The sequence below is a fragment of the Catenuloplanes niger genome (assembly GCF_031458255.1).
GTDB classification, from domain to species: Bacteria; Actinomycetota; Actinomycetes; order Mycobacteriales; family Micromonosporaceae; genus Catenuloplanes; species Catenuloplanes niger.
This window is the reverse complement of the sequence record NZ_JAVDYC010000001.1, coordinates 2084618-2100246: the sequence shown is the minus strand read 5'-3', so window position 1 is coordinate 2100246 and position 15629 is coordinate 2084618. Positions and strand designations below refer to the sequence as shown.

Annotated in this window: 13 protein-coding genes; all 13 read left to right on the top strand. The window is 72.3% G+C overall.

Going from position 1 to position 15629, the window contains the following annotated elements; translation table 11 throughout:
* Nucleotide 1: 1 nt before the first annotated feature.
* The 13 genes from J2S44_RS09065 to J2S44_RS09005 all read left to right on the top strand — a co-directional run bounded on the left by J2S44_RS09065 (nucleotide 2) and on the right by J2S44_RS09005 (nucleotide 15610).
* Nucleotides 2–2245 carry a peptidoglycan D,D-transpeptidase FtsI family protein gene (locus tag J2S44_RS09065; protein ID WP_310410671.1) on the top strand — a complete coding sequence of 748 codons (2244 nt, stop codon included), beginning with the start codon at nucleotides 2–4 and terminating at the stop codon, nucleotides 2243–2245.
* Nucleotides 2246–2375: 130 nt separating this feature from the next.
* Nucleotides 2376–3920, top strand: coding sequence for a UDP-N-acetylmuramoyl-L-alanyl-D-glutamate--2,6-diaminopimelate ligase (locus tag J2S44_RS09060; RefSeq protein WP_374727821.1), 1545 nt, complete (start codon nucleotides 2376–2378; stop codon nucleotides 3918–3920).
* On the top strand, nucleotides 3917–5398 hold the full coding sequence (locus J2S44_RS09055; RefSeq protein WP_310410667.1) for a UDP-N-acetylmuramoyl-tripeptide--D-alanyl-D-alanine ligase: 1482 nt from the start codon (nucleotides 3917–3919) through the stop codon (nucleotides 5396–5398). The genes J2S44_RS09060 and J2S44_RS09055 overlap by 4 nt, the downstream gene beginning before the upstream one ends.
* Complete coding sequence (gene mraY / locus J2S44_RS09050; RefSeq protein ID WP_307238730.1) at nucleotides 5395–6519, top strand: phospho-N-acetylmuramoyl-pentapeptide-transferase; 1125 nt, start codon at nucleotides 5395–5397, stop codon at nucleotides 6517–6519. Before J2S44_RS09055 ends, mraY begins: the two co-directional genes overlap by 4 nt.
* Before the next feature lie 133 nt (nucleotides 6520–6652).
* The gene (locus J2S44_RS09045; protein ID WP_310410665.1) at nucleotides 6653–8128 is read left to right on the top strand and encodes an FtsW/RodA/SpoVE family cell cycle protein; all 1476 of its coding nucleotides are present in this window, start codon (nucleotides 6653–6655) and stop codon (nucleotides 8126–8128) included.
* A 48-nt stretch (nucleotides 8129–8176) separates the two neighbouring features.
* Nucleotides 8177–9640 carry a UDP-N-acetylmuramate--L-alanine ligase gene (murC, locus tag J2S44_RS09040; RefSeq protein WP_310410663.1) on the top strand — a complete coding sequence of 488 codons (1464 nt, stop codon included), beginning with the start codon at nucleotides 8177–8179 and terminating at the stop codon, nucleotides 9638–9640.
* Entirely contained in the window at nucleotides 9637–10407 is a 771-nt protein-coding gene (locus J2S44_RS09035) for a cell division protein FtsQ/DivIB (protein ID WP_310410661.1), read from the top strand. The genes murC and J2S44_RS09035 overlap by 4 nt, the downstream gene beginning before the upstream one ends.
* Before the next feature lie 365 nt (nucleotides 10408–10772).
* Entirely contained in the window at nucleotides 10773–11873 is a 1101-nt protein-coding gene (gene ftsZ / locus J2S44_RS09030) for a cell division protein FtsZ (protein ID WP_310410659.1), read from the top strand.
* A 74-nt stretch (nucleotides 11874–11947) separates the two neighbouring features.
* Nucleotides 11948–12646, top strand: a complete 699-nt coding sequence (locus tag J2S44_RS09025; protein ID WP_310410657.1) for a YggS family pyridoxal phosphate-dependent enzyme — start codon at nucleotides 11948–11950, stop codon at nucleotides 12644–12646.
* 290 nt (nucleotides 12647–12936) lie between these two features.
* The gene (locus J2S44_RS09020) at nucleotides 12937–13692 is read left to right on the top strand and encodes a cell division protein SepF (protein ID WP_310410655.1); all 756 of its coding nucleotides are present in this window, start codon (nucleotides 12937–12939) and stop codon (nucleotides 13690–13692) included.
* A gap of 42 nt (nucleotides 13693–13734) precedes the next feature.
* On the top strand, nucleotides 13735–14034 hold the full coding sequence (locus tag J2S44_RS09015) for a YggT family protein (protein WP_310410653.1): 300 nt from the start codon (nucleotides 13735–13737) through the stop codon (nucleotides 14032–14034).
* A gap of 70 nt (nucleotides 14035–14104) precedes the next feature.
* Nucleotides 14105–14932, top strand: coding sequence for a DivIVA domain-containing protein (locus J2S44_RS09010; protein WP_310410651.1), 828 nt, complete (start codon nucleotides 14105–14107; stop codon nucleotides 14930–14932).
* 21 nt (nucleotides 14933–14953) lie between these two features.
* Nucleotides 14954–15610 carry a hypothetical protein gene (locus J2S44_RS09005; RefSeq protein WP_310410649.1) on the top strand — a complete coding sequence of 219 codons (657 nt, stop codon included), beginning with the start codon at nucleotides 14954–14956 and terminating at the stop codon, nucleotides 15608–15610.
* Nucleotides 15611–15629: the final 19 nt, after the last annotated feature.

The following is a 15629-nucleotide window of genomic DNA, read 5'->3' as shown; positions in this document are numbered from 1 at the left end:
AGTGCCGCCACGGGATCAGCCTCCCGCCCGCCGCGGCCGGGGTGCGCGGGACGACCGCGACTCCGGCCGCGGCGGCGCGCGGGACCGGCGTCAGACGCGGGACACGGGGGACGACGGGCAGCCGTCGTCCCCCTCGTCGCGTGCGCACAGCAAGATGTCCGAGGCCCGCGCCTACACGCCGCGCGGGCGCACGGTCCGCGAGGGCATGCCGCGCCCGCAGCGGCCGGTCGAGGAGCCGCGCGCACGACGTACCCCCGCGGGGTCCGGTTCCGGCTCCGGCCGGACGAAGGGTGACCGGCCCGCGCTGCGGGTGCTCGACGGCGGCCGCCAGGACGAGCGGCGCGGCGGCTCGGCGCGCGGACGCGGGACCGCCGGGCGGGATCGTGACCGGGACACCGTGCCCGCGCCGCGCCGGACGGGGGCCGCGGCCCGCAACGCCGCGCCGGCCCGGAACCGGCCGGCGCCGATCCGCAAGCCACGGCCCCCGCGCCGGCCGCCGAAGCTGGGCGATCCGGGCCGGCGGTTGCGGGTGGCGTCGCTGCTGGCCATGGTCATGCTGGCCACGGTCGGCGTACGGCTGGTGGTGCTGCAGTTCGGGGACACGCCCGAGTGGGCCCGGCAGGGCCTGAACGACCGGCTGCAGGTGGTCACGCTGCCCGCGGCGCGCGGCGCGATCTACGACCAGAACGGCGCGGTGCTGGCGCACAGCGTGGAGGCGCGGTACATCGCGGTCGACCCGGAGTTCGTGAAGGACGCGAACCGGACCGCGTCGCTGCTGGCGCCGATCCTCGGCCTGTCCAAATCGGAGCTGCTGGACCGCATGCAGAAGCGCATCCGGCCGGACGGCCGGCCGTCCCGCTTCGAGTGGCTGGCGCGCGCGGTGAGCACCGGCGACGCGAAGAAGGTCGAGGCGCTGGAGCTGCCGGAGATCGTGATCGGCCGGGACGAGAAGCGCGAGTGGCCGGGCCGCGACCTGGCCGCGAACCTGATCGGTTTCACCGGCGGCGACATGAACGGCCTGGAGGGCATCGAGGCGCGGTACGACGAGCTGCTGCGCGGCGTCAACGGCGAGCGCCGGTTCGAGGTCGGCAAGGAGGTCGACGGCACGGACCTGGCCAAGGAGATCCCCGGCGGCTACTCGCAGGAGACGCCGGCCAAGGACGGCAGCTCGCTGACGCTGACCATCGACCGGGACATGCAGTACGAGGCGCAGCGCATCATCGGTGAGCAGATGACGAAGGTGGACGCCAGCATCGGCGCGGCGGTCGTGCTGGACGCGCGCACCGGCGAGGTCTACGCACAGGTCAGCTTCCCGACGTACGACCCGGTGGAGTTCGCCGAGGCGGACCCGGAGGACCGGCAGGACGTGGCGTCCGCGGTGGTGGTCGACCCCGGCTCGGTGCACAAGGCGCTGATCTACGGCGCCGCGCTGGAGGAGGGCGTGATCACGCCGGATACGGTGCTCCAGGTGGGGCCCACGATCCGGAAGGGCGGTGTCACGTTCCGGGACACCCACCCGCACCCGGAGGGTACGAAGATCACCATGGCGGGCGCGCTGGCGTACTCGTCCAACGTGGCCGCGATCCAGGTCGCGGACCAGCTCGGGCCGGAGAAGGTGGTCGAGTACCAGAAGCGGTTCGGGCTCGGGCAGTCGGTGAACGAGGGCGTGGCCGGTGAGGCGTCCGGCAAGGTGCTGGAGGCGAGTGAGTGGAGCGGGTCCGGCTACGGCTCGGTCCCGATCGGCCACAGCGTCGACGCCACGCTGCTGCAGATGGCGGCCGCGTACGGCGCGATCGCGAACGACGGCGTCTACGTGCAGCCGCACCTGATCAAGGACACGATCGCGCCGGACGGCACGGTCACGCCGAACACGGACGTCAAGACGCACCAGGTGATCAGCGCGGAGAGTGCCCGGCAGCTGCGGACGCTGCTGGAGTCCGTGATGGTGATCCCGGACGGCAGCGGCCGGGACGCCCGGGTGAACGGCTACCGGGTGGCCGGCAAGACCGGCACGTCCAGCCGCCTCGCGGAGGGTTCCTACCTGCCCGGCGAGGTGGCGTCGTTCATCGGCATGGCTCCGGCGGAGAACCCCCGGTTCGTGGTGGCGGTCTTCGCGCACACGCCGAAGGGCGGCGGGGGTGCGGTGGCCGGCCCGGCCTTCAAGGAGATCATGGGATTCGCGTTGCGGCACTTCAAGGTGCCGCCGAGCAGCACGGAGCCGCCGGAGTTCAAGGTCTTTCCTTAGGCACTCTTTTTCGCCGTGCGGACACCGAATGGCCGCACTTCAGTTATGACTGGTGTGCGCGCTGTTATGGCATTAGTGAATCTTGTGGCCGATGTAAACGGGTCCCGTGGACCGGGTAGGGTCTGACGCCGTGCCCGGCAAAACGTCCCCGCCGACCTCGCCGCCGCGGCCCGTCGTGCCGACCGGACGGACGCTGTCCTCGCTGGCCGCGGTGCTGCGGACCGAGGTGCGGCAGTCCGGTGCCACGTCCGATCCGATCCTTACCGGGATCACCCACGACAGCTCCGCGCTGCGTCCGGGTGATCTCTTCGCGGCGCTGCCCGGCGCGGCCCGGCACGGCGCCGAGTTCGCCGCGCGCGCGGCCGAGGCGGGCGCGGCCGCCGCGCTGACCGACCCGGCCGGTGCCGCCGCCGTGGCCGCGGCCGGGCTGCCCGCGCTGGTCGTCGACGACCCGCGCGCGGTGCTCGGCACGCTGGCCTCCGCGATCTACGGGCACCCGTCCGCCGCGATGCTGGTGCTCGGCGTGACCGGGACGGCCGGGAAGACCTCCACGGCGTACCTGATCGAGGCCGGGCTGCGGGCCGCCGGGCACACCACCGCGCTGTTCGGCACCGTGGAGACGCGGCTCGGCGACCTGACCGTGCCGAGCACCCGGACCACGCCGGAGGCGACCGACCTGCACGCGATACTGGCCGTGGCGCGCGAGCGTGGCGTGACCGCGGTGGTGATGGAGGTGTCCAGCCATGCGCTGGCGCTGGGCCGGGTCGGCGGCGTGCGGTTCGCGGTCGGTGGCTTCACCAACTTCGGCCGTGACCACCTGGACTTCCACGACACCGCCGCGGACTACTTCGCGGCCAAGGCGCGGCTGTTCGACGGGCGCTGCGCGGTCGACGTGCTCAACCACGACGACCCGGCGCTGGCGCCGCTGCGCCACGATGCCACCGTGACGTTCTCCGCGGCCGGTGACCCCGCCGCCACCTGGCGCGCCGAGGGCGTGCGGGTGGACGGCTACCGGCAGTCCTTCACCGCGGTCGGGCCGGGCGGCCCGGTCGAGGCGACGGTGTCGCTGCCCGGCCGGCACAACGTGGCGAACACGCTGCTCGCGATCGCGGCGCTGGCCGCGGCCGGGGTGGACGTGAAGGAGGCGGCGGCCGGCATCGCGTCCTGCGCGGGCGTGCCCGGCCGGCTGGAGCGGGTGGACGCGCCGGGCGGCATCGTCGGCGTCGTCGACTACGCGCACAAGACGGAGGCGATCGTGGCGGCACTGGACGCGCTGCGCGAGCTGAGCGAGGAACAGGGTGGCCGGTTGATCTGCGTGCTGGGTGCCGGTGGAGACCGGGACCGGGGCAAGCGGCCACTCATGGGTGCGGCCGCGGCGCGCGGCGCGGACCTGGTGGTGGTGACGGACGACAATCCACGCAGCGAGGACCCGGCGGTGATCCGCGCGGACGTCCGGGACGGTGCGCGCGCCGCGGGCGCCGTCGGCGTGGAGATCATCGAGGTGGCCGGGCGGCGTGCCGCGATCGACGAGGCGGTCCGGCGGGCCGTCCCGGGCGACGTGGTCGCGGTGCTCGGCAAGGGACACGAACGTGGTCAGGAGGTGAACGGCGAGGTGTTGCCGTTCGACGATCGGGTCGAGCTGGCCGACGCGCTGCGAGAGGTGGCGGCCGCATGATCCCGCTCACCCTGGCCGAGATCGCCGAGGCGGTGGGCGGGCGGCTGGTGCATGCCGACCCGGCCGCGCAGGTGACCGGCCCGGCCGAGTACGACTCCCGCGAGATCGTGGCGGGTGGACTGTTCGTGGCGTTCCCCGGCGAGCACGTGGACGGGCACGACTTCGGTGCCCGTGCGGTGGCGGCCGGTGCCGCGGCGGTGCTGGCCACCCGGGACATGGGCCCGGACGTGCCGGCGATCCTGGTGGACGACGCGCAGGACGCGCTGGCCCCGCTGGCCCGCCTGGTCGGCCGGCGGCTGATCGAGGCCGGGCTGACCGTGGTGGGGCTGACCGGCTCGTCCGGCAAGACCACCACCAAGGACATGGTGGCGCAGCTGGCCGCGACGCTCGGGCCGACCGTGGCCACGGCCGGTTCGCTCAACAACGAGCTGGGCTTCCCGGTCACCGCGCTGCGGGCCACCGCGGAGACGAAGTACCTGGTGCTGGAGATGGGCGCGAGCGGTCACGGCCACATCCGGTACCTGAACGAGATCGTCCAGCCGCGGATCGGTGTGGTGCTCAACGTCAGCATGTCGCACCTCGGCGGGTACGAGTCGGTGGACGGGATCGCGCAGGCCAAGGGCGAGATGGTCGAGGACCTTCCGGCCGGCGGCGTGGCGGTGCTGAACGCGGACGACGCCCGGGTGGCCGCGATGGCGTCCCGGACCGGTGCGCGCGTGGTGTTCTTCGGCGAGAGCGCCGGCGCCGATGTGCGCGCCGAGGACGTGACGCTGGACGAGCGTGGCCGTGCGTCGTACACGCTGGTCACGCCGGACGGCCGGGTGCCGGTGTCGCTCGGCATGACCGGCCGGCACATGGTGTCCAACTCGCTGGCCGCCGCCGCGGTCGCGCGCGAGCTGGGCCTGACCGGCACCGCGCTGGCCGACGCGCTCGGCGCGATGCGCACGGTCTCCACCCGCCGGATGGACGTCTTCGATCGCGCGGACGGCGTCACCGTGATCGACGACTCGTACAACGCGAACCCGTCGTCGACCGCCGCGGCGCTGCGTGCGCTGGCCACGCTGGCCGGCGACGGCCGCCGCCGGTCGATCGCGGTGCTCGGCCAGATGCGGGAGCTCGGCGAGCACTCCCGCGACGCGCACGCCGAGGTCGGCCGGCTCGTGGCCGAGCTGGGCGTCGACCGGCTGCTCGTCGTCGACCCCGAAGCCGCGCCGATCGCTGACGGCGCCCGATCCGAACAGATGTGGAAGGGAGAGTCGGTGCTCCTAGCCGACCAGTCGGCGGCCATCGCGGCGCTGCGGGACGATCTTCGTCCCGGCGACGTGGTGCTCGTCAAGGCGTCCCGCTACCGGACGTGGAAGGTAGCAGACGCTCTGCGCGCGGCCGAGGCTGACGGCGTGCCGTTGACAGGGGAAACTGCTCTGCGCGCGGCCGAGGCTGACGGCGTGCCGCTGACCACGGGGGACGCCGACGCATGAGGGCAGTCATCGTCGCGATCGGCGTCGCGTTCCTGGTCTCGCTCTTCCTCACGCCGGTCGGCATCCGCGTCTTCACGGCGCTGAAGGCCGGGCAGCCGATCCGGACCATCGGCCCGCAGACGCACCTGGGCAAGAAGGGCACGCCGACGATGGGCGGCGTGGTCTTCATCATCGCCACCGTGATCGCCTACGTGGCCGGGCACGCCGTGCTGACCACGCTGCCGTCCCAGCAGATCGCGCAGGACCGGCCGACCATCACCGCGCTGGTGCTGCTCGGCCTGTTCGTGTTCTGCGGCGCGGTCGGCTTCCTGGACGACTTCATCAAGGTCCGCAAGCGCAACAGCGGTGGCCTCTCCGCCCGCGGCAAGCTGATCGGTCAGATGCTGGTCGGCGGCATCTTCGGCGTGATCGCGCTCTACTTCCCGAGCACGATGGTCGGCCTGGAGGGCCAGCGGATCAGCGACGAGACGGTCGGCAGCGAGACGATCTCGTTCATCCGGGACATCGAGTGGGCGCAGGTCGGCAAGGCCGGCTCGGTGATCATATTCATCTTTGTGATCATGTCGATGTCGAACGCCGTCAACCTGACGGACGGCCTCGACGGCCTGGCCACCGGCGCGTCCGTGATGGTGCTCGGCGCGTACTCGATCATCGGCTTCTGGCAGTACCGGCACTGGTGCGCGGACCCGAACTACACCATGGACTACTGCTACTCGGTGCGGGACCCGCTGGAGATCTCGATGATCGCCGGAGCCGCGGCCGGGGCCTGTGTGGGATTCCTGTGGTGGAACACCTCGCCGGCCCGGATCTTCATGGGCGACACCGGCGCGCTCGGCCTGGGCGGCCTGATCGGCGGCCTGGCGATGGCGAGCCGGACCATGCTCCTGGTGCTGATCCTGGGCGGTCTGTTCCTGATCATCACCATGTCGGTCGTCATTCAGATCATCTCGTTCAAGACCACCGGTAAACGTGTGTTCCGGATGTCGCCGCTGCAGCACCACTTCGAGTTGGCGGGCTGGTCCGAGGTCAACATCGTGGTCCGCTTCTGGATCGTCGCGGGCATCGGCGTCGCCATCGGTCTGGGCATCTTCTACAGCGAGTTCCTCGCCGCCACGTCGTAGAGAACGGCGAACGGCCATCAGGGGGTACGGGTATCCGTACCCCCTGATCGTTTTGTGGAATGTGAGCTTTTCGCACCTCGACACGCCCGGCGTGGAGCGCACTCCCGGCGGTGCCGGCGCACATGATGGGGCCATGGCGGACGGCGTGAGCGAGGCGAAGGCGGCGGCGCCGCGGGCGAGCGTGGACGTCGGCGGCGGGCTGGCCGCGCTGCGCGGGCTGCTGGCCCGGCCGCTGGCCTCCTACTACCTGCTGCTGGCGAGCTCCGGGCTGCTGCTGGTGATCGGCCTGACCATGGTGTTCTCGGCGACCAGCGTGCGGGCCTACGCGGAGAACGGCAACGCGTTCGCGATGATCAGCAAGCAGGCGCTGTTCGCGTTGATCGGCCTGGTCGCGTTCTGGGTGGTGCAGCGCCTGCCGGCCAGCACCCTGCGCCAGGTGGGATTCCCGGTGATGGTGGTCTCGCTGATCCTGCTCGCGGTGCTGGACATGCTCGTGGTGCTGGACGGGTTCGGCGTGATCGCGTCCCCGAAGATCGGCCCGGTCTCCGCGAACCTGCTCTGGCTGTACATCGGCCCGGTCCAGTTCCAGCCGTCCGAGCTGGCCAAGTTCGGTCTGGTGCTGTGGGGCGCCGACATGATCGCCCGGAAGGGCGCGGCGATGGGTTGGTGGCGCGAGCTGTCCATGCCGCTCGGCCCCGCGGTCGGCCTGCTGTTCGTGCTGGTCGGCTACAACGACACCGGCACCATGCTGCCGCTGCTCGGCATCGTGGTCGGACTGCTCTGGACGGCCGGCGTGCGGCTGCGCGTCTTCGCCGCGCTGTCCCTTGTCGGGCTGGGCGGCATCGGCCTGCTGATCGCGGCCGCGTCCCAGGGCGCCGGTTCCGGCGAGGCCGGCGCGCCCAACTACCGGCTGGACCGGATCACCTCGTTCCTGGCCTCGCCGGAGGAGTGCGCGCAGGCCGGCTGCTACCAGATGATGCAGGCGCGGTACGCGATCGCGGACGGCGGCTGGTTCGGCACCGGGCTCGGCAAGAGCAGCCTCAAGTGGGGCTGGCTGCCGTCCGAGCACAACGACTTCATCTTCGCGGTCATCGCGGAGGAGCTGGGCGTGGTCGGCTGCGCCGTGGTGCTCGCGCTGTTCGCCGTGCTGGCCTACACCGGCTACCGGATCGCCCGCCGGGTCCAGGACCCGTTCCGCCGGCTCGCGGCCGCGTCCATCACCACCTGGCTGGTCATCCAGACCATCGTCAACGTGGGCGGCGTGGTCGGCCTGCTGCCGATCACCGGCCTGCCGCTGCCGTTCATCTCCGACGGCGGTTCCGCGCTGGTGGTGACGCTGGCCGCGATAGGAGTGCTCGCCTCGTTCGCCCGTGCCGAGCCGGACGCGGCCCGCGCGCTCAACGCCCGCCCGCCGGCCCGCTGGGTGCGGCTGCTCTGGGCGCCGCTGCCCCCGCTGCCGCCGTCGGCCCGTGAACCGGAGGCGCCGGTCGCCCGGCGTGCCACCACCCGGGTGCCGGCCGGCCAGGAACGACAGGCGGCGCGGCTGGCCCGGGCCGCCACCCGGGACCGGGTCACCCGGCTGCGTGGAGGGCCGGAGCGCAGGGGATGATGAGGGCTCTCCCGACCATGACCCGCGCGCGAGAGGGTTGATCAAGACATGAACACGCCGGACGGCGCACTCACGGCCGAACAGCTGGGGACGGTGCACCTGATCGGGGTCGGCGGCGTCGGCATGAGCGGCCTGGCCCGCCTGCTGCTCACGCGGGGCATCAAGGTCAGCGGCAGCGAGCTGCGCGAGTGGCCGTACCTCGCGGCACTGCGCGCGCTGGGCGGCACGATTCACATGACGCACACCGAGTCGAACCTCGACGGCGTCGACACCGTCGTCTACTCCACCGCGATCCCGCAGGACCACCTCGAGCTGCGCGAGGCGCGCAAGCGGGGCCTGCGCGTGCTGCACCGGTCCGAGGCGCTGGCCGCCACGATGACCGGCCGGCAGGCGATCGCGGTCGCGGGCACGCACGGCAAGACCACCACCACGTCGATGCTCACGCTGATCCTGCAGCACGCCGGCGAGGACCCGTCGTTCGTGATCGGCGGCGAGATCTCCGAGGTGGGGTCGAACGCGCACCACGGCTCCGGGCAGTACTTCGTGGTCGAGGCGGACGAGAGCGACCGGTCGTTCCTGCGCTACCGGCCGCACGTCGCGCTGATCACCAACATCGACGCGGACCACCTGAACACGTACGGCGACCTGGCCGGCGTGGAGGCCGCGTTCGGGGAGTTCGCCCGGCTGGCCGACTCGCCGGTCAACGGCCGCGGCGACGGGTTCGTGATCGCCTGCGCGGACAACGAGGGCACCCGCCGGATGGCCGCGACGCTGCGCGCGGAGGGGCACACGGTCTACACGTACGGCGAGGCCGAGGACGCGGACCTGCGCATCTTCGACGTCCGCTCGTCCGCCGCCGGGGTCCGCTACCGGGCCGAGCTGGACGGGCTGTCGCTCGGCGAGATCTTCCTCCCCACGCCCGGCCGGCTGCTCGGCCTGAACAGCTCCGCCGCGGTGCTGACCGCGCTGCGGCTCGGCCTGCCGATCGAGAAGGTGGTCGAGGCGCTGGCCTCGTTCCCCGGCGTGCGCCGGCGGTTCGAGCGCAAGGGCGAGGTCAACGGCATCCTGGTGTACGACGAGTACGCGTACCACCCGGTGTCGGTCAAGGCCGCGATCGAGACGCTGCGCGAGGTGGCCGGCGAGGGCCGGCTGATCGTGGTCTTCCAGCCGTACCGGGTCTACCGCACCCGGGACCTGGAGGCCGAGCTGGCCGAGGCGCTGTCGATCGCGGACGAAGCCGTGATCATGGAGGTCTTCGGGCCGGGCGAGACCCGGCTGCCGGGCGAGGGCGGCGTGTCGCTGACCGCCGCGATCGACCTGCCGGCCGACCGCAAGGTGTTCGTGCCGGACTGGGACGGCGTGGCGGCCGAGGTGGTCCGCCGGGCCCGGCCGGGCGACGTGGTGGTCACCATGGGCGCGCCGCCGAGCTCGATGCTGGGCGACGAGCTGATCGCGGCCCTGGGCGCCCCGGGGACGGCGGCCCTGGGCGCCACGGAGACCGCGGCGGGATGAGCGATCCGGGCGGCGTGCGGCGCTGGCGGCTGGTCCGGGCGGACCGGGACGCGGTGCCGCCGTCCGTGCGGCGGTTCATGCGCCGTGCCCGCCAGCGCCGGATCCGGGCGGCGCTGCCCTGGGCGATCGCCGTGGCGATCCTCGCGGTCGCGTCCGGCATCGGCTGGATGATCTACGGCACCAGCGTGCTCGGCGTGCGCCGGGTCGAGGTGACCGGCGCGGCGCTGCTCGACCCGCCGCAGGTGCGCGCCGCCGCCGCGGTGCCGGACCTGACGCCGCTGGCCCGGGTCGACGTCGGCGCGGTCGCGTCCCGGGTGGAGGCGCTGGCGCCGGTGGACCGCGCGGTCGTCTCCCGCCGCTGGCCCGGCACGCTGCTGATCGAGGTGATCGAGCGCACCGGCGTGGCCGCGGTCCCGCGGGGTGACGGCTTCGCCGTGGTGGACGACGAGGGCGTGGCGTTCCGGACGCTGCCGGAGCGTCCGGACGGGCTGCCGCGCCTGGAGGTCGTGCAGCCGGGCCCGGACGACGTCAACACGCGCGCCGGGCTGGAGGTGCTGGCCTCGCTCAGCGCCGAGCTGAAGGCGCAGTTGATCTCCGTGACGGTGGAGGCGCCGGCCCGGATCCGGCTCAACCTGGCGGACGAGCGGACCATCGTCTGGGGCGACTCCTCGCAGAACGCCGTGAAGTCCTCGGTGGCCACGGCGCTGCTGGACCGCGAGGAGAAGACGATCGACGTGAGCGCGCCCGAGGTCGTGTCACTCCGCTAGACGGCCGCCGTCGTCCTCGGCGGGCGACGTTCGACACATGCGGCGTACGACACCACCGACAATGCGGCCTTTTCGGGCAAAGACGCATCGGCGTCGCCCGAAATGGCCTGTATGGTGCTGAAGTGCGGCGTCGCGTCGCACACCGGGCGGGACGACCAAAAACACGACACGCCGCGTCGGTTCTTGGTTGCGGCCTCACGTCCGCATACGTTGCCGGAGAGGTTGCGTGGTTGACATAACTCTCGACCTCTAGTAGAGGGTGAGGGTTCCGCCTCAACCTCAACGTTCCGGAGCATAAGTCGACACGGCCTGACCGGGCCTTTGTCGCCGATGCCCGTCAACCTCGGGGAAGGGAAGGCAGACCGATGACTCCTCCGCACAACTACCTGGCGGTTATCAAGGTCGTCGGTATCGGTGGCGGCGGCGTCAACGCCGTCAACCGAATGATCGAGGTTGGGCTCAAGGGTGTCGAGTTCATCGCGATCAATACCGACGCGCAGGCGCTTCTGATGAGTGACGCCGACGTGAAGCTGGACGTGGGTCGCGAGCTGACCCGTGGTCTTGGCGCGGGTGCGAATCCCGACGTCGGCAAGAACGCGGCCGAGGACCACCGCGACGAGATCGAAGAGGTCCTCAAGGGCGCGGACATGGTGTTCGTGACCTGCGGCGAGGGCGGCGGCACCGGCACCGGTGGCGCGCCGGTCGTCGCGAACATCGCCCGCAAGCTCGGCGCGCTCACCATCGGCGTGGTGACCCGGCCGTTCTCGTTCGAGGGCAAGCGCCGGCAGGTGCAGGCCGAGTCCGGCATCGACGAGCTGCGCAACCAGTGCGACACGCTGATCGTGATCCCGAACGACCGGCTGCTCGCGCTCGGTGACCGCGGAATAAGCATGATGGACGCGTTCCGCCAGGCCGACCAGGTCCTGCTCTCCGGTGTCCAGGGCATCACCGACCTGATCACCACGCCGGGCCTGATCAACCTCGACTTCGCGGACGTGAAGAGCGTCATGTCCGGCGCGGGCAGCGCGCTGATGGGCATCGGCAGCGCCCGCGGCGACAACCGCGCGGTCGAGGCGGCCGAGGCGGCGATCTCCAGCCCGCTGCTGGAGCAGAGCATGGACGGCGCGCGCGGCGTGCTGCTCTCCATCGCCGGCGGCTCGGATCTCGGCCTGTTCGAGATCAACGACGCGGCGCAGCTGGTGACGGACGCGGCCCACCCGGACGCGAACATCATCTTCGGCGCGGTGATCGACGACGCGCTCGGCGACGAGGTGCGGGTGACCGTGATCGCGGCCGGCTTCGACGGCGGCGCCCCGGCGTACAAGCCGGTGGACTCGGTGCGCAAGCCGCAGCCGGCCCCGCTGCCGACCACGCCGGCCAACCCGCTCCCGCCGCCGCCGCAGGAGCGCCGCAAGGTGCTCTTCGACGACGTCGACGTGCCGGACTTCCTGAAGAACGGCTCCTGAGCATCAGAACCGGCCCGGGACCCCCGGGCCGGTTCTCTCATCAGAGGGAAATCAGTGAGCGACGCGGGAGAGCAGTGAGCGACGCGCGGCGGGACGAGATCGCCGGCAACCTGGCCGCGGTGCGTGCCCGCATCGACGCGGCCTGCGCGGCGGCCGGGCGGGACCCGGCCGACGTGACGCTGATCGCGGTGACCAAGACCTACCCGGCGTCGGACGTGGCGCACCTCGCCGCGCTCGGCGTCACGGACGTGGGGGAGAACCGCGACCAGGAGGCCGCCCCGAAGGCGGCGGCGGTCACCGCGCCGGTCCGCTGGCACTACATCGGGCAACTGCAGCGCAACAAGGCCCGTTCGGTCGCCCGGTACGCGGACGTCGTGCACTCGGTGGACAGCGAGCGGCTCGTCGAGGCGCTCGCCACCGCGGCCGGCCGGCAGCGCGACACCCCGATCGAGGCGCTGGTCCAGGTCAACCTGGACGGCGAACCGCACCGCGGCGGTGCCGTGGGCGCCGACGTCGACCGGGTCGCCGACGCGATCGCCGCCCGCCCGGAGCTGACGCTGCGCGGCGTGATGGCGGTGGCGCCGCAGGACTGGGAGCCGGCCGCCGCGTTCGCCCGGCTGGCCGAGGTGGCGGCGCGCATGCGGGCCGCGCACCCGGGTGCGGACCTGGTCTCCGCGGGCATGAGCGGCGATCTGGAGGCGGCGATCGCGCACGGCGCGACACACGTGAGGGTGGGCGGCGCGTTGCTCGGCATGCGCGCACCGCTGCGGTAGCCTGACCGCGGAACCGAACTACATGAGTGTGATTCAACCGCGATGGGGGATTCACGAAGGTCCAGCGGGGGTATCAACCGGCCCTCGCCGGTCCGGGGAGGGACTGATGTCGACGGTTCCACCGCAGGGCAGCGGCACGGCAGGGGGCGGTGCCGTCACGGCGGAGGCGAGGTGGGGGCAGGCATGAGAGGGCGTAACGGTACGAGGTTCGGCGAGCACGCTCGGCGGACGCGGGAGGGGCTCGCGGTGCTGCGTCACGCTGTCCGCCTCCGCGGCGCGGAGGTGATCGGATGAGCGCCCTGCGCCGGGCGGGTGTCTGGCTCGGTCTCGTCGAGGAGGACGACGACCCCCGCTACGACGACTCGCGCTACAACGACGACGGCTACCGGTCGAACTACCGCGGGCGTGACCACGACCGCCGGCGGTACACCGAGGACTTCGAGGACGAGGACGAGGAGATCGACGAGCCGCCGGCGGTGCCCCGCACCCGCGGCCGGTCCGACGTCCGCGACCGGACCTCGCGCATCGACCGGGAGCGGCACGAGCGGCCGTCCCGCTCCTCCGTGCGCGAGGAGATGGAGCGCATCGAGGCCGAGCGTGCCGAGCGCGAGCGTGAGCAGCAGGAGCAGCAGTCCGCGACGGTACGGCCGATCACCCGAACGGGTGGCGGGGTCTCCGCCGCGCTCACCTACCCCACGCAGGAGAGCCTCGCGCTGGCGCCGCCGCTGCCCGCCCCGAGCCGGGTCACGGTGCCGGAGGAGGAGCAGCGCTACCAGATCACCACGCTGCACCCGACCACGTACCGGGAGGCGCGGACGATCGGCGAGCACTTCCGGGACGGTGTGCCCGTGATCATCAATCTCACCGAGATGGATGAGGGTGACGCTCGCCGTCTCGTCGACTTCGCGGCCGGACTGGCGTTCGGTCTTCGGGGTACGATCGAGCGAGTGACCAACCGGGTTTTCCTGCTCTCGCCGGCCAACGTTCAGGTCACCGCGGAGGACAAGGCCAAGATCGCCGAGGGCGGGTTTTTCAGCCAGACCTGACCCGACCCTGTCTACCTGAGCTACATAGGGGCCCCGCTCGCCGTGCTGTCGATCCCGTTGCAAGTCCTCTACCTGCTGCTGTACGTGTTCTTCCTGACACTGCTGGCACGGTTCGTGCTGGGCGCGGTGCTGCAGTACGGGCGGCGATGGCAGCCGAGCCGGGGCGCGGCCGCGGCACTGGAGTCGGTGTGGAGCGTCACTGATCCACCCCTCAAGGCGTTGAGGCGTGTGATCCCACCACTGCGAATTGGTACCGTGAGCTTCGACCTGGCCTCCCTTGTGCTGCTGGTTATCCTGATCGTGCTGATGGAACTCGTGGTACGGCCGTTGATCATCAGGTGAACAACGTGCAAAGGGTTGAGAACCTGACGACCAGCGCGCCACGCGGCCGCAACTGACCCGAGGAGTTTCGATGCCGCTGACCCCGGCCGACGTCCACAACGTCGCCTTCAAAAAACCCCCCATCGGCAAGCGGGGGTACGACGAGGAGGAGGTCGACGCCTTCCTCGACGAGGTCGAGCGCGAGCTCGCCCGTCTGATCGAAGAGAACAACGAGCTCCGCGCTCAGGTCGAGCGTGGTGGCGGCCGCCCCGTCGCCCCGGCCGGTCCGGGCGCCGACCCGCGGATGGCCGCCGAGCTCAACGACCTCAAGGCGCAGCTCGACCGCGTCCAGCGGGACAAGGCCGCCGCCGACCAGGCCGCTCGCGCCATGCAGGCCGAGCTCGACCAGGTGCGCGCGCAGGGTGGTCCCGCCGGTGGCATGGGTGCCGGCACCAACCCCGACGGCGAGCAGCAGGCGCTCCGCGTGCTGATGATGGCCCAGCGCACCGCCGACGACCACGTCGCCGACGCGCGCCGGGAGGCCGACAAGCTGCTGACCGACGCCCGCACCAAGGCGGAGGAGGTCACCCGCGAGGCGCGGGCCAAGGCGGACGCGCTCGAGCGTGACGCCCGCCAGCGTCACCAGGAGGCCATGGGCGGCCTGGACGCGAAGCGGTCGGCGCTGCAGAAGCACATCGAGGAGCTCAAGCAGTTCGAGCGCGAGTACCGCACCCGGCTGAAGGCGTACCTCGAGAGCCAGCTGCGCGACCTCGACGGTCGTGGCCAGGGGCTCGAGGCGGAGCTGACCCGCAGCGAGGGCAACCGCGCCGTGGGCGGATCCGGCGGTCTCGCCGCGGCGGGCCTGGCCTCGTCGTACGGCGGCGGTCGCAGCGGCTCCTCGATCGAGTCCGGCCGCTAGTCCTCGCGACGGGGGTGAGCCATGATCGTCATTAGCCTGCTGCTCATCCTCGTCGCGATCGCGCTGCTCGTGCTCGGGTTGATGAGCGCGTCCAGCCTGCTCCTGATCGGCTCGATCGTGGGCAGCCTGCTCGCGGCCGTGACCCTGGTGGTCGGCATGCGGCAGGCGGCCGCCGCACGCGCCGAGATGGTCGACAACGCCGACGTGATGGCCGAGGCCGACTCGAAGAACGACGAGTACGGTGCGCCCGCCGAGGAGTACCTCGACGAGGAGTTCGCCGGTTACGAGGGCCGTCGGCAGCGACGGGAGGGCACCTCGTCGACCGTCACCTCCACCGAGTTCCGGGACGAGGCCTACCCGGGGTACGGCGCCGCCGAGCCGGAGGCGCCGAGCTACCGCGAGGCCACGGTCCCGCCGCCGCGCGAGCCGGTCGACGACCCGGAGGACGAGCCGGAACCGCAGCTGGTGCCGGCCGCCGAGACCGCGCGCGTCGCCCGGATGACCGCCGACGTGTACGTGGTGGACGGCCGCCCGCGGTACCACCTCGCCGGCTGCGTCCACCTGATGGACAAGGAGGCCGAGCCGCTCCCGGTCAACGAGGCGGTCGAGCTCGGCTTCACCCCCTGCGGCCTGTGCGAGCCGGACAGCGCGCTGCTCGCCGACGCCCGCCGTGTGTGATCTTCACAGTCGCGTAACC

Bases quoted from the DNA above. Each gene is read 5' to 3' on its own strand.
- J2S44_RS09055 (WP_310410667.1), top strand. From the start codon at position 3,917: ATGATCCCGCTCACCCTGGCCGAGATCGCCGAGGCGGTGGGCGGGCGG.
- mraY (WP_307238730.1), top strand. From the start codon at position 5,395: ATGAGGGCAGTCATCGTCGCGATCGGCGTCGCGTTCCTGGTCTCGCTC.
- J2S44_RS09045 (WP_310410665.1), top strand. From the start codon at position 6,653: ATGGCGGACGGCGTGAGCGAGGCGAAGGCGGCGGCGCCGCGGGCGAGC.
- murC (WP_310410663.1), top strand. From the start codon at position 8,177: ATGAACACGCCGGACGGCGCACTCACGGCCGAACAGCTGGGGACGGTG.
- J2S44_RS09035 (WP_310410661.1), top strand. From the start codon at position 9,637: ATGAGCGATCCGGGCGGCGTGCGGCGCTGGCGGCTGGTCCGGGCGGAC.
- ftsZ (WP_310410659.1), top strand. From the start codon at position 10,773: ATGACTCCTCCGCACAACTACCTGGCGGTTATCAAGGTCGTCGGTATC.
- J2S44_RS09020 (WP_310410655.1), top strand. From the start codon at position 12,937: ATGAGCGCCCTGCGCCGGGCGGGTGTCTGGCTCGGTCTCGTCGAGGAG.
- J2S44_RS09010 (WP_310410651.1), top strand. From the start codon at position 14,105: ATGCCGCTGACCCCGGCCGACGTCCACAACGTCGCCTTCAAAAAACCC.
- J2S44_RS09005 (WP_310410649.1), top strand. From the start codon at position 14,954: ATGATCGTCATTAGCCTGCTGCTCATCCTCGTCGCGATCGCGCTGCTC.